This window comes from Ignavibacteriota bacterium, from assembly GCA_016708125.1.
Taxonomy (GTDB): Bacteria; Bacteroidota; Ignavibacteria; order Ignavibacteriales; family Melioribacteraceae.
The window spans coordinates 675,392-689,560 of sequence record JADJGF010000001.1; the positions used below are offsets into that span (position 1 = coordinate 675,392).

Sequence of the window (14,169 nt, forward strand, 5' to 3'; positions counted from 1 at the left end):
ATGAAAAAGAGATCATCCTTAAACACCTTAAAAATTGATAATTTTGGCTATAATGTAGATGGAGTTTACAAAGCCGATTTAGGAAACTACCAAGAAGCCCTAAACTATTTTAACAAAGCTATTGAAATCGACCCAAAGAATTTTATATCCTATTTTAATCGCGCAAGCATTAAAATGAATTTGGGCGATATTGAAGGAGCAAAAATGGATTTTCATAAATCTGAAAATCTGGCTTCGGATAAAGTAAATTATAATTTGGTATAATTTCTTAAATCAGAAATTTCAAACACAGTTTCTAATTTACAGAAATAAGAAAAAATACTTAGTTATTTCTCAGAAATATTCTTAAGATTATCATATCATTTCTTTATCTTTTCCCCTAAAATTTTACAATTATTTATAATTATGAAAATTCGGAAAGTAATTAGAAGTTTACACAGAGATATTGGTTACGTTGCATTTGGGTTAATAATTATTTATTCAATTTCCGGAATAGCAGTTAATCATGTTAGTGATTGGAATCCGAATTACAGTATTTCAAAAGATACATTGGTAATTTCCTCAAAAATTGATTCGACGATTTCGACTGAAAAACTTACAAAAAATTTAACCGAATATTTTTCGATAAAAGACAGCATAAAAAGTTCATTTCGCTCAAGCCCAAATTCAATTGATATTTTTTATCAGAATAAAACTCTTTCCGCAAATATCAAAACAAAAATTGCAGTTTTAGAAAAAGTGGAAAGCCGAACAATAATTCGCGAGACAAACTTTCTTCATTTGAATCATCCAAAAAAATTATGGACTTGGATCGCAGATATTTTTGCGGTTGCGTTAATTTTTCTTGCGGTAACCGGTTTGTTGATGATTAAAGGGAAATTGGGCTTTTCCGGAAGAGGAAAATGGTTTGCACTTTTAGGAATTGCAATTCCAATTTTATTTTTACTTTTGTACTTTTAGCTCAAATTGTATGAAACTTTAACCAAAATTTTCCGTCCAATTATTGCCTATCAATAAAAAATATTTATTACTAACTTTAAATAATTGCAGTAAATAAAAAAAAAGAGGAACTATGAAGAAACAAAATTTAATTGTTGTTTTCTTACTACTTTTTACGGCTATAATATCTGCCCAAAAAGTTGAAGATATTGATATCAAATATGAAAAATTTGTGCTGGATAATGGTCTCACACTTATTGTTCATGAAGATCATAAAGCTCCAATTGTTGCAGTAAATGTTTGGTATCATGTTGGATCAAAAAATGAAAAAGACGGAAAAACTGGTTTTGCACATTTGTTTGAACATTTGATGTTCAACGGAAGTGAAAATTTTGATGACGATTATTTTCAAGCTCTGGAAAGAGTCGGTGCAACAGATTTAAACGGAACAACAAATGAAGACCGCACAAATTATTTTCAAAATGTTCCAACTTCCGCAGTTGATTTAGCGCTTTGGATGGAATCCGACAGAATGGGACATTTACTTGGAGCCATTACTCAAGCCAAACTTGATGAACAGCGCGGAGTAGTTCAAAATGAAAAACGCCAAGGTGAAAATCAGCCTTACGCAATTGCTTTTGAAATGATCCAACATAATACATTTCCCAAAGGTCATCCATATTCTTGGACAGTAATCGGATCGATGGAAGATTTGGATGCCGCAAGTTTGGAAGATGTTCACGAGTGGTTCAAAACTTATTATGGTGCAGCTAATGCAGTTTTAGTTGTTGCCGGAGATATTTCAGCCGCAGATGCAAAAGCTAAAGTTGAAAAATATTTTGGTGATATTCCTTCCGGACCGCCAATTAAAAAACATGAAGCTTGGGTTGCAAAAATGGAAGGAACAAAAAGACAAACTGCTCAAGATAGAGTTCCGCAATCAAGAATTTATAAAACTTGGAATATTCCCGAATGGAAAAATAAAGAATTGGTTTATTTGGATTTGGTAAGCGATGTTCTTGCCTCCGGAAAAGTTTCAAGATTATTTAAAAGATTAGTTTATGATGAACAAATTGCAACTGAAGTAAACGCAAGTTATAGTCCGGGAGAAATTGCAAGTCAATTTAATATTACTGCAACTGCAAAACCCGGTGTTGAATTATCACTTTTAGAAAAAGCAATTAATGAAGAATTGGCAAAATTTTTAGCTGAAGGTCCAACTCAAAAAGAATTGGAAAGAGTTAAAACTCAGCACATTGCAAATTTTGTTAGAGGAATTGAAAGAATTGGCGGATTCGGTGGAAAGTCTGATATTCTTGCGCAGTCTCAAGTTTTTGGCGGCTCACCGGATTTTTACAAAGAAAAATTAAAATTGGCTTCATCGGCAACAGTTAAAGATTTACAAAATTCTGCTGTAAAATGGCTTTCTGACGGAGTAAATATTTTAGAAGTTCATCCTTTCCCGCAATATGCAGAAGCTCCAATTGGTGCCGATAGATCAAAATTGCCGGAAACCGGAACTCCGCCGGCTGCAAAATTTCCGGAAATTCAGAAAGCAACATTATCAAACGGATTACATATAATGCTAGCACAAAGTGATGCAATTCCGGTTGTAAATTTTAGAATGATTGTTGATGCCGGTTATTCTTCCGATCAATTTGCATTGCCGGGAACAGCTTCTCTCGCACTATCAATGATGCAGGAAGGAACAAAATCAAAATCTTCCTTGCAAATTAGTGAAGAGCTTGCAATGTTGGGAGCAAACTTAAATACATTTTCAAATTTGGATATTTCAACAATTTCGTTGTCATCACTAAAATCAAATTTGGATAAATCATTAAATCTTTTTGCAGATGTTTTATTAAATCCTTCCTTTCCGGAAAATGAATTAGATAGACTGAAAAAAGAAACATTCTCAAGAATTCAGAGAGAAAAAGCAACACCAATACAAATGGCATTGCGAGTTTTCCCGCAATATATTTATGGAAAAGATCATGCTTACGGTTTGCCGTTTACCGGTTCTGGATATGAAGAATCCGTTGCTAAAATATCCAAAGCTGATTTAGAAAAATTTCATCAAACTTGGATAAGACCAAATAATTCTACTTTGGTTGTTGTTGGTGATATAACAATGGATGAAGTTAGAAATAAATTAGAAGATCTTTTTGAAAATTGGGAAAAGGCTGAAGTTCCAAAAAAGAATATTTCTCAAGTTGGATTAAAAGAAAAATCAACTATTTATTTAATGGATAGACCGGGTTCACAACAATCAATTATTTTAGCGGGACATGCGGCTCCTCCAAAATCAGATAAAGATAATATCGCACTTGAAGCAATGAATACAATACTCGGCGGATCTTTCACTTCAAGAATTAATATGAATTTACGCGAAGATAAACATTGGTCATATGGATCACAAAGTATTTTGCTTGGTGCAAAAGGTCAGCGCCCATTTTTAGTTTTTGCAATGGTTCAGTCAGATAAAACCAAAGAATCTGTTGTTGAAGTTAAAAAAGAATTGAGTGGAATTCTTGGCGTAAAACCAGCAACCGAAGATGAACTTAATAAAATAAAACTTAACGAAACTTTAAGTTTGCCGGGAAGCTGGGAAACCGGAAATTCTATTGCCGGATCATTGAGTGAGATGATTCAATATGGATATCCGGAAGATTATTTTTCAACTTATGCCGATAAAATGAATGCTTTGAATTTGAATGACATTAACAAAGCAGCAGAAAAAGTTATAAATCCCGAAAAGATTGATTGGGTAGTTGTGGGTGATAAAGCTCAAGTTGAAGAAAATTTAAAGCAATTAGGTATGGAAATAAAACTTATTGATACTGATGGAAATGTTATTGAACAAGAATTGAAAAAACCAGAAAAAACAGAAACATCAAAAATTAATAATTAAATCCATAATATGTAGAGACGCAAAATTTTGCGTCTCTATTTTTTTTGTTAATTAATTTTCTGAATGAACAGCTTTATTCTACAACACTTTCCAATAAATTATAATTGGCTCAATTTGTAGTCCATTAAAAACCAATTTATAATCTTCGTTTAAATCTTTAGATTCAAAAATTCTTTTATCATTTTCTGAAAAAGGTGAAAAAGTAATTATTGCATTTAAATATCCATCAAGTTGGAAATAATCTTCTACAAATAATCCTTTAACATTTATTACTCTGCTAAAATCTCCATTCATATTTTCAAGAAAAAAATATGAATATCCGTCTTCTAAAAATATTGGTTCAAAAGGATCACTTATATTTTCAAAATATATTTTAAAAGAATATCCTTTTGTAAAGTTAGAATCAGATTCAACAATTTTATTCAATTTTTCGTCGAAAGTAAAATTTGTAAAATCATCCAAATAACTTTTCAATATTTGAAAATATGCCTTTTCTCCAAGCCTCTTTTCAATCATTTCCTTTTTTGCAATTGCTTGAATACTTATCGTATTCAATAACATTGCCTTTATAACTACTTTTTGATTTATCGGTCCAACATTTAAAAGTAGATTTGAAATATTACTAATGGTATAAAAATTTAATACTTTATTGCATTCTTCCAATGTCCAGCTCTCGGCATTTTTAATTAGTATTTTAGAAATACTGTCTTTGTTTACATATTTTAAAGTTGCGCAAGATGATATTATAAGAATTAAGAAAAATGAAATGGGTATTTTTTTCATATTGAAAATCTATTTTTAAGAAATTTAATTATTATTGAATGTTGATATCAAGGTAAATTAATAGTTGTTTTCCCAAATAAAAATTGCAACGGAATGTGTAGTCTTTTCGCCCAATCACTTTCAGTGTGTTTACTTCCTTCATCTAAAAGCATTTTAAAATTTGCTAAATCATTAAAATTATTTTGCATCAATAATTCAGACATTCTTATAAAATCTCCGACTAATTCCTTTTCTTCACTTCCGCAATCAATATATAATTTTGTTTTTTCATTAATATTTGGAGTAATATTTTTCACCATATTAAAAACTTCTCCGTTGTCAATCCAAAATGAATTTGATAAACATGCGGCGTTGCCAAATATTTTTGGGAAATTCCAAAAAAGTTGAAATGAAATTAATCCGCCTAAAGATGAGCCCATTATTGCAGTTTTAGATGCAAGCGGAATTGTACGATAATTTTCATCAATAAATGATTTTAATTCTTTGATTAAAAAACTTGCGTACTTTTTTCCTTTTTCGGTAAAGTAATTATATTCTTCCAATCTATCTTTGTGATTATAAATTCCTACAACAATAATTTCTTCAATAATTTTTTGCGAAATTAATTTTGTTAGAATCTCGTCGACTTTCCAATCGTAACCAATGTAAGAAGTTTTTGGATCAAATAAATTTTGTCCGTCTTGCATATACAAAACGGGATATTTTTTTATACTTGAATGATATGATGGAGGTAGCCAGATTAAAATATCGCGTTCATTTTTTAAATGAACGCTGTAAAATTCATGAAGATATTCAATATCGCCAATGATTTCATCAGAATTTATTATATATGAATTGAGGTTTTCCAACATCACATTTTTACGATTGTTCTATTTCTAGTTGTTTAAAGTTAATAACTCAATTCAAAATAAATAAATTTTGAAAAAAATTATTTTAATTCTTCAATTTGTTGTTTAAAAATTACGCCTCTTTCTTTTAATCCGTTTAACATAAAATCTACACACTTATGGTTTTGACCAATAAATTCGGGTGGACAAACACCTTTTTTATCAAATAATCCTTTTGCAAGCATTCTAATTGCAGTGGTTGCAGTATAACCTGTTGTCCTTGCCATTGAATGAGTATTTGTTTTTTCATCGTATCTATCAAGCAAATCATAAGTATATCTTAGATTTTTATTTTCCTTTTTTCCTTCAATTATTACTTTCATTAATGTAAATTCTAAATCATTATTTTTTAATTCCCACATTGGAAATAAAAGTTTTGAAGTAAAATCAATCGGTCGAATTTTCATCCCTTTAACTTCAATTTCATCATAATTAAAAAATCCGGCTTCACGAAATATTTTCATTTTTTCTATATGTCCCAAATATCTTAAAGTTTTCTCTTTCATATTCGGAACTTTTAGAGTGAATGCTAAAGACCTTAATCCATCGCTGTTAAAAGCTTCAAGTGTTCCGATCTCCGGAAAATGAATTATTTCCGGATCAGAAAGTGCTGGACGAATTACAAGTTTTCCATTTTCAACATATCTTGCTGGGCGAGTATATTCTTCAATAACATCGATTGGAGAAAATGGTGCTTTATATTCAAAAGGATAATCTCGAATTACCGGCAAACCGCCGACATAAATTAGGATTGTTTCTGTTTCATCCAAAATTGAATTTACATAACCAGCCAATAAATTACTCATTCCCGGAGCAACACCGCAATCAACAATTGCAGTTACATTATTTTCTTTTGCTAATTTATCAAGTTCAGAAGTATCTTCCGGTGAAAATGCAATATCCACAACATTTTTACCGGATTTTATAATTTCTTTTAAAGTTTCAAATCCCATAAAACCGGGAACAGCATTTAAAACAATATCAGAATTTTCGAGAAGAATTTTAAGTTTATTTTTATCAGATATGTCAATTTCTTTTTTCTCAATTGCAATTTCACTTGGAATTCTATCAAGATTGTTTTTATTTATATCAGCAATCGTCACTTCAAATTCTTTATCTTTTGAAAGATCAATTGCCATTGGTCTGCCGACTAATCCACTTCCTAATACTAACACTTTCATATTAATTTCTCCGAGAATAATTTTGATTAAATTGTTTAATAAATTTTAAAATATCTCAGAATGGATTAGAGTCCACTGAAGCGATTGAGAAATGCTATTGCAGAAAAATAATTTTTGAATCCAAAAAATATTTTATTCATTGTGATTTAAATTTGTACAATTATTTTTAGTTTTTCTAATTACTCGTAAAATAGGAAAAGTGTTTTTCCTTTTCAACAAATGTTCAAATTTCTTATAAGTAACTAATCCCAGCATTGATTTCGGTTCCAATGCAGTAACTATCAAATTACCAAGCAATTGATTTGTAGGAATAAAATAATAATTTTCCTGTACAATTTTTCTGCTTATAAAACCTCCATCAACAATTGGATTTACAATTATATCTCCTTCAAAGTCAATAGAATCAATATCTTGAATTAAATATTCTTCAATTAAATCATCATTCATTATTTCATAAATTTTATGAGTTATTTTATGCCGATTTAACCAAGCAACTAATTCAACGGAATCTTTATGTATTAAATAACCTTGTGGTTTTTCAATTTCATAAATTGATCTAACTTCGGGCTTAAAATTATTTACATAAAAAGTTGTATCAGTATTTGTCTTAAGCGAAAGCAAATGAAGTTCCAGTTTACTTCCATTATTAAAATGATCTAACTGAATTGCAATTTTTTCATCTTCTTTTGGATTAAGTAATTTCAATCTTTCATTTTTTACTAATTCAATTACTTGCGAATTATTATTATATAAATATTTAAGCAAGCCTAACATGCCTTGCATTTGTCCTTCTGATCTTCTCTGAATATTACTAACCGTATAATCAATTCCGTTTATTCCTTCAAGAATAAATGAAAATGTATTTTGAATTCCAAATGATTGACGACCATCGTTAATATCGAAAGTACTATAACGAATATAATCTTTTTCCGGAGGTCCGCCGGGAGAATAAATGTTAAATGAAAAATTCCTTTCATTTAAATAATTTTTAATAAATGGAATAAAAGAATTATTTGACATATATCTAATTTCTTTAGAAATATTAATATTCGTATTGCTTCCATATTGTTCATCAATATTTCTTCTGTAACCAAAATCATCCCCAGCTTCAACAAACGGATAATATTCGTGAACATCAAGCGTAGCATCAAATAAATATTCATTGAATAAATTGTGTAATGCAAAAGTTTCCGGTTCTGTTAGAATTAAATGATTTCTATTAAGATCAGCATTGTTTCCATTTCGCCTTTTATTTTGTTCAGAACCATCGGGATTTACTTGCGGAATAAGCGCTAAATCAATTCTTTCAAAAAGAAAATTATTTTCCGGTTTTAATAATTCCTTAATTAGTAATAAAGAACCTTCCTTACCGGATTGTTCATTGCCATGTTGTTGAGCAAAGAACATGACTTTAAGTTTTGATTTGTCCACGCCAAATTTGTCTTTGGAAAAAAACAAACAATATAAGTCGCGTTTTTCAACCGATTGACCAATTATTTTTGCTTCAACCAAATCACTTGAATTGTCAACTTCTCTAATAAAATCAACAAGTTCAGAATAACTTGTAAATTTTTCAAACTTTGCTTTTTCCAATGGCGTTAAGATTTCTTGAGAAAATATAATTGTTGAAGCAATTAAAAAAATTATTCCAATATGTAATTTCATTTTAGCAAAACCATTGATTTTGTTATCGAAAAATTATTTGTGTGTAACGTATAAAAATATATACCGCTTGGAAGATTTCTTCCATCAAATTGAATTTTATAATTTCCGGGATTTTGTTTTTGGTTTACTAATTCTGCAACTTCTCTTCCTAAAATATCATAAACTTTTAGTGTTGCATTGCTCAGACTAAAGTCTGAACCTACATTTGGAATTGAATAATTTATTGTTGTGTTTGGATTAAACGGATTAGGATAATTTTGTTCCAAAGTAAAAATATTTTTTTTTAGAATCTCATCATTAACATTTATCGAATTAATTATCCCGAAGTTTCTATTTATCAATGAATATTGAAAATTAGAATTATTTGTTAATGATATTCTCAAATTATTCAATGCAACAATTTGCCGAGTTCCAGAATTAGATGAAGCTTTATATTTTGAAGAATCAATATGTGTCGTTTCAGTCGCATCAATTATAATAAATGGAGTTTTGCAATTCCCTGATAAATTGGAATTCTCAAAATCTAAAGTAACTTTATCGTTTCCATCAACATAAATTCCATACTTTTTTTTATTCCGCATTTGATTGTAAAACACCGCGCTCATATTATTTTCAAAATAATCACTATTAACAAAGATTGAAGGTTGGTAAACAAAATCATTTGTTAAATTTAATCCTTGTTTCAAATTCATTCTTCCATAATACGAAGCATAAATATCATCTATTTCATAATCAACAAATTTTTCTGAAATAATTTTTCCGCAATCGCCAATAAACATAAGGGTTTTGTTTTGTTTCACTGAATTTTGAAATGCTTCAGAAACAATAAATTCCGGATTTCCTAATTTACTTAATAAGTCAAGTGAATCTCCGTAAAAAATAAAAACCTGAGCTTCATTAATTTTGTTAGCAAATACATTTGAATTTAATTCATCTTCTGAAATGTAAATTGTAGTTGATGTAAATCCGCACGAATCTAAAAAATTATTTACTATCTCCGAATTTTCTGAAAATCCGTTATTTGAAATAATTAAAATATTTTTATTTAATAATTCTTGAGATTCAGCTAAAATATTTTTTTTAGCATTTTGATTAATTTCATTTCCGCTAATTAATATTATTTTATTTTTAATAATATCCGAATCACTTTGCATCGATATTTCTTTTGCAGAATTTGGAATAGTTTCGATTCTACGCCGATCAATATTGTACTTCCAGCCATCAATAAGTAAATCAGCACGCAAATTATCGATTGTTAATGTGCTATCGTATTGAAAATATTTTGATTGTTCATCCTTTGTAACAAAGAGAACTGAACCGCTTCCAAAAACTTCTGTTATTCCATCGGGAGAAATACCAAGTGCAGTGCGATCATCAATTCCAATTCCCAACAAATCTTTACCGCTGAAAAAATTATTAAATAGAAATGTGAATAATCTTCCTTGCCTTGCTCTTTCAGTTAAGTGAGAATCGAAAATTACATTTTGGGCAAAATTTAAAAATGATGCTTCAAACTGCATATAATTATTAAAAGGATCCTGCAAAGCTTCATCAGAATAAACTGTTCCATTTTTTGCACTAAAATCAGATTCTCCAAGCACAGCAGCTCCGGCGCTTGTTCCTGCTATTACTCCTCCATTTTGAAAGACATAATTTATTGCAGAATCAACTTTAGTACCTTTCCAAAAACGAACATAATCCCATTGATCCCCGCCCTTAATAAAAATTGCTTTTGCGGAAATAATTTCGTCATAATTCGATTGGAGATTTGCTTTGCTTTTAGAATTTATCATAAGATTGTAAGAAGTATCTGCACCAAAGGAAATAAAGTAATTTGGAATCCAGTTTGTTTCAGAATTTACTGATAGAACTAAAACTTTTCCAAAATTTGATTTTTCAACAATCCACGAATATGGTTTGTCGCTCCAATCATTATAATCTTCCGAGCCTCCGCCAATTGCACAAATATATCCTTGAGAATAAATCGAATTATAAAATATGAAGAATATTAGAATTGTTTTAAAAATGTTGGTAGACAATTTTAAAAACCAAGTCCAATTGAAATTCTATGTACACTTGGAAGAATATCATAAAGTGAATATGCATAATCAAAATTTACAGATGTATTTTCAAAAATTATATTTGCACCGGCACCAAATGTAAAATCTTGATCACTATAATTATACTTATACCCGCCGCGAATAAAAAATCTATCAAAGAATGAAAGTTCAGTTCCAAAATGTGCACGTTCCTTATTATCATTGGGATGTGTTACATCAATTGCGCCAATCATTTTAACGAAATCATATTTTAAAATATCAAAACCAATTCCTATTTGAAAATTTAATGGTAATGGAAATTCATCTGTCGATAGTCTGCTTGGCACTAATCTGCTTAATGGATAATCATCATCTTTTTTATAAGTAAAATCAAGATCGGTTCCGTCAAATTTAGTATCCGGACCGAAATTTGTCATACTCATTGCAATTGTTAAATTTTGAAAATCCAATAAATATTGTGTACCAATATCAAATGCAAATGCATCGGCAGTTTCATTCCAAATTCGTTGAGAAATATATTTTACTGATAAACCAACTGTAAAACGATCTGTTAAATTTCTTGCGTATGATAAAGAAAGTGCAACATCGCCGCCATCAAAAAATCTTCCGGTTCCATTCGGTTCTTCTTCAGTTGTAATTTCCATTTTATCCGTACTGAAAACAATTATCGACGCGCCAAAAGTTCCAACATTTTCTATACTCGAAATTAATGAAGCCGCATTAAAATCAAAAAGATCAAACCAATTCATATATGAAAAATGAGCTTGAACATTATTGATTTTTGCAATTCCGGCGGGATTCCAAAATACAGATGAAGCATCATTTGTAATTCCGATAATCGCTCCCCCCATTGCTTCAGCTCTTGCTCCAACCGGTATTTGCAGAAATTGTGCTCCAGATGTTCCGAGGTTTGGATTTTGCGCAAACACAAAATTTGCAGTAATTAAAGAGCTAATAATCAGAAGCAGTTTTTTCATTTTTTCTCCAACCCCAATTATTTAATTACTGCAAATCTTTCTTTGAACTCAGTTAATTTTGTTTTCACAACGTACATATAAATTCCCGCTGCAATTTCTCTGCCTCCTTCGGATCTTAAATCCCAAACTTCTGTTCCATTTGGTGCATTATGATTTATGGTTTTAACCAAATCTGCATCAACTGTGAAAATATAAATTGTACATTCTTGAGGAAGATTTATAAATTGAATTTGTCGTAATGGTTCTTTTCTAAGTTCACCATATTCAATTTCATAAAGTGATGAAGCGACGTAAGGATTTGGAACAACTCGAATTTTTGAAATATTTTCTTCAATAATTTTTGTGTTAACTTCCGAACCTTTAACTTTAAACGAAAATGAATCTCTAATATTCGGAAGAATTGGCTTTATAATCTCAACAGAAAATTTATTATTATTTGATGGTAGTCCATCAAAAGTTATTGTTCCGGTAATTCCTTCAAAATAAAATTCTTCCTCATTAAAAAGTGTATCCGAAATAATTTTCGTATCACTGACAGAAATCAGAATGAAATTTTCTCCGGATTTTGTACCGCTTCCATCGATTGAGATTACATAAATTTTATCTAAAACAGAATCCGGATATTCAACAGTAAAAGTTATTTCAATGTTATCATCACCGCCAATTCTTGAAATACTTTTAATTGAATTTGGAGGATTCAATTTTAGTGAAACTCCATCGGGAGTTGTTTGTGTTTGATTTAAATTATGAGGACGATTATTTATTAATTTATCAACATTATTTCTTGTAACATTCATTGCATAATTTATTGTAATTACATCGCCATCTTCCGGTAAATATTTAGATTCGGTTGTTGAATTATCTCGCATACTAATTCTTAAACCATCTCCGGAAATATTTAATACTCTTCCGCCAGCCGGGTAATTATAGCCGGTTCTTATATCTTCGTTTAAAGTAACATTTCTTAAATCGAAAGTATTTGAAGAAGTAAATGTGATGGAATATTTATAAGGCTTTGTATCAATAGAATCGGTAATTTCAATTGATACTTCAGTTGTAAGATCACCCTTTTCAATTCGCGGAATGAAATTAAATGTGGTTTTATATTCATTATTTTTCAGTTCATCATTATCAATCACATAAGCACTTAACTCATAATTTGTATTGCCCGTATTAAGATTTGAAATATTATTGATTTCAACCATTTCTCTACCTAACGCTTCAGAACGCGGAGTTACCGAAACCGTATTAATTGCATCAAGTGTGTTACCTATTGGGCTTTCAAGACTTTCTATCACATCATTTCCTTGGTCGTACGCAGTAATAGAATACCAATATTCAAAACCATTTACTATTGTTGAATCAATGTAGCTATATTGCAATCCGGTATTTTTACCAATTGAATTTATTTGATCAAAATCTGCAATCAGTTTCCAATTAATTCCTTTATCGTTACTTCTATATAATTTGTAGCCTTCAAAATCATAACCGGAAAATTCATCAAAGCTCAATTCACTTTCATCATTCCAATATAAAGTTGTTTTAAAATCTCCTTCAGAAGCATAAAGTTTTGGGCGTGTTGGTGGTTTGGGTAAATTAAAATTTACTTCAACGGCATTTTTGGCAACATCCGTATATTTAATTAATTCTTCATAATCATCGCCGGCTACAAAAGCTGTATAAAAAACAAGTGTATCATTTACATCTAAATTATATGGACCGGAAGATAAATATCCCACTAAATCTAATCCAGAAACTGGAATTGTAGATGGATCATCATAATGTAAATTTGAATTGCTGCTAAGATGAAAATATTTGTTTCCCAAAGATGAATTATATAAACTTTCACTTGAAGATAAAATTCCATATTGCACTGTATCAATATCCAAATCATCATCATACAAACTATAATGCATATCTGTTATTCCTAATTCAACTCCATTTACTTCGGGAGTTTTAAGAAGTGTTATACCAAAGAAACCGGTTTTCCCATCAGCCCATTCTGTTGTTGCTCCATCATCATAAAAATAAAGTAGATTTTTATCTTTAATAAAATCAAGTTTATCATCTTTATATTCTGCAATTCCACCGCTTGCATCACCAATATCAATATCATTATAAAGTCCGAAATAAAGATTTTCAAGTTTCTTGTTACTTGTGTTGGTCAATTCATATTTAAAGAATAAAATATTTTTCGCAAACTTGGTTCCAAAAGCATAACCGGTTTGCGCCATTTGAATTCCAATAATTCCAACCGTATTGTTGCTATCGTTAAAAACACAATAACTGTCTTGATCCGAAAGAATAATATTTTCACCATTTGAATTTTTTACGGGCCAACCTAGGTTTTGATTCCACGAATTCGGATCATCGCTAAATGCAACTCTTGCCGTATCACTATTATGATATCCATTAGCAGCTTCCCACTCTTCATCATCGGTATATCTTGCTTGAACAACATTTCCGGGAATTCCTACAAATTGATTTACTCTATAGATATAATGTTTTGCACTATTGATTGGAAATTCTCCGGATGGACCTTGAGTAATACTTCTTGGATAAAGTTTTCCTCTATTCTCAAAAAATAAACCAATGTTGCTTGCATTATGAATACCGGCAGCTCTATCTTCAATCCGAGATGTTTTCTGAATTAACTCAACATTATTTAACTTTTCGTTTTTATCTTGAGAAATAATCATTGTTGTTAAACACAGAAAGTAAAAAATGAATTGCGTTTTTCTCATGTAAATTTTTCCTATTGAAGAT

Annotated in this window: 10 protein-coding genes; 3 read left to right on the forward strand and 7 right to left on the reverse strand. The window is 30.0% G+C overall.

Annotation, left to right across the window (positions count from 1 at the left end; translation table 11 throughout):
* The 3 genes from IPH62_03255 (at position 1) to IPH62_03265 (ending at position 3,850) form a co-directional block, all read left to right on the forward strand.
* Positions 1-264: a tetratricopeptide repeat protein gene (locus IPH62_03255; GenBank protein ID MBK7104280.1), complete on the forward strand. Its 264-nt coding sequence runs from the start codon at positions 1-3 to the stop codon at positions 262-264.
* Positions 265-405: 141 nt separating this feature from the next.
* Positions 406-960: a PepSY-associated TM helix domain-containing protein gene (locus IPH62_03260; protein ID MBK7104281.1), complete on the forward strand. Its 555-nt coding sequence runs from the start codon at positions 406-408 to the stop codon at positions 958-960.
* A 112-nt stretch (positions 961-1,072) separates the two neighbouring features.
* A complete protein-coding gene (locus IPH62_03265) occupies positions 1,073-3,850 on the forward strand; it encodes an insulinase family protein (GenBank protein ID MBK7104282.1) in 2,778 nt (925 codons plus the stop codon).
* 78 nt (positions 3,851-3,928) lie between these two features.
* Here IPH62_03265 and IPH62_03270 read toward each other — a convergent pair whose 3' ends face one another.
* From IPH62_03270 to IPH62_03300, 7 genes are all read right to left on the reverse strand, one after another.
* Entirely contained in the window at positions 3,929-4,633 is a 705-nt protein-coding gene (locus tag IPH62_03270) for a hypothetical protein (GenBank protein MBK7104283.1), read from the reverse strand.
* A gap of 47 nt (positions 4,634-4,680) precedes the next feature.
* Positions 4,681-5,484 (reverse strand): alpha/beta hydrolase, encoded by an 804-nt coding sequence (locus IPH62_03275; protein MBK7104284.1) that lies wholly within the window; start codon positions 5,482-5,484, stop codon positions 4,681-4,683.
* Between the two features lie 77 nt (positions 5,485-5,561).
* Positions 5,562-6,707 carry a saccharopine dehydrogenase NADP-binding domain-containing protein gene (locus tag IPH62_03280; protein MBK7104285.1) on the reverse strand — a complete coding sequence of 382 codons (1,146 nt, stop codon included), beginning with the start codon at positions 6,705-6,707 and terminating at the stop codon, positions 5,562-5,564.
* A 126-nt stretch (positions 6,708-6,833) separates the two neighbouring features.
* The gene (locus tag IPH62_03285) at positions 6,834-8,366 is read right to left on the reverse strand and encodes a DUF2817 domain-containing protein (GenBank protein ID MBK7104286.1); all 1,533 of its coding nucleotides are present in this window, start codon (positions 8,364-8,366) and stop codon (positions 6,834-6,836) included.
* Positions 8,363-10,405 (reverse strand): Type 1 glutamine amidotransferase-like domain-containing protein, encoded by a 2,043-nt coding sequence (locus tag IPH62_03290; GenBank protein ID MBK7104287.1) that lies wholly within the window; start codon positions 10,403-10,405, stop codon positions 8,363-8,365. Before IPH62_03290 ends, IPH62_03285 begins: the two co-directional genes overlap by 4 nt.
* Positions 10,406-10,407: 2 nt before the next feature.
* Positions 10,408-11,403, reverse strand: coding sequence for a PorV/PorQ family protein (locus IPH62_03295; GenBank protein MBK7104288.1), 996 nt, complete (start codon positions 11,401-11,403; stop codon positions 10,408-10,410).
* A 17-nt stretch (positions 11,404-11,420) separates the two neighbouring features.
* Positions 11,421-14,147, reverse strand: coding sequence for a hypothetical protein (locus IPH62_03300; protein ID MBK7104289.1), 2,727 nt, complete (start codon positions 14,145-14,147; stop codon positions 11,421-11,423).
* Between the last annotated feature and the right edge of the window lie 22 nt (positions 14,148-14,169).

Bases quoted from the DNA above. Each gene is read 5' to 3' on its own strand.
- IPH62_03255 (MBK7104280.1), top strand. From the start codon at position 1: ATGAAAAAGAGATCATCCTTAAACACCTTAAAAATTGATAATTTTGGC.
- IPH62_03285 (MBK7104286.1), bottom strand. From the start codon at position 8,366: ATGAAATTACATATTGGAATAATTTTTTTAATTGCTTCAACAATTATA.
- IPH62_03260 (MBK7104281.1), top strand. From the start codon at position 406: ATGAAAATTCGGAAAGTAATTAGAAGTTTACACAGAGATATTGGTTAC.
- IPH62_03295 (MBK7104288.1), bottom strand. From the start codon at position 11,403: ATGAAAAAACTGCTTCTGATTATTAGCTCTTTAATTACTGCAAATTTT.
- IPH62_03270 (MBK7104283.1), bottom strand. From the start codon at position 4,633: ATGAAAAAAATACCCATTTCATTTTTCTTAATTCTTATAATATCATCT.
- IPH62_03300 (MBK7104289.1), bottom strand. From the start codon at position 14,147: ATGAGAAAAACGCAATTCATTTTTTACTTTCTGTGTTTAACAACAATG.
- IPH62_03265 (MBK7104282.1), top strand. From the start codon at position 1,073: ATGAAGAAACAAAATTTAATTGTTGTTTTCTTACTACTTTTTACGGCT.
- IPH62_03275 (MBK7104284.1), bottom strand. From the start codon at position 5,484: ATGTTGGAAAACCTCAATTCATATATAATAAATTCTGATGAAATCATT.